Below are 267 nucleotides of genomic sequence, written 5' to 3' on the forward strand. Positions count from 1 at the left end.
GGGGTGAGCACCTCGTACAGGTGCAGATCCGAACCGCAGATCGCGGACGAGGTGATCCGCACGATCGCGTCCGTGGGCTCCTGGATAACCGGATCCGGGACCTCCTCCACACTCACCGTCCGCTTCGCCTGCCAAGTCAAAGCCTTCATGCGTCCTCCTCTCCCAGGGCCGCCGCCCCGACCGGAAGGACAGCCTGCTGATCTGATCGGTCCCAATGACCCTACTCACGCCATTTTGGGCGCAGGCGCGTGTTCACCGCCAGAGAAC

Annotated in this window: 1 pseudogene; it reads right to left on the reverse strand. The window is 64.4% G+C overall.

Features of this window, described 5'->3' with window-relative positions:
* Positions 1 to 149, reverse strand: a pseudogene (locus tag IG178_RS26320) (glutathione-dependent formaldehyde dehydrogenase); the annotation flags it as partial.
* Positions 150 to 267: the final 118 nt, after the last annotated feature.

The organism is Neoluteolibacter marinus, assembly GCF_014904755.1.
GTDB classification, from domain to species: Bacteria; Verrucomicrobiota; Verrucomicrobiia; order Verrucomicrobiales; family Akkermansiaceae; genus Haloferula; species Haloferula marina.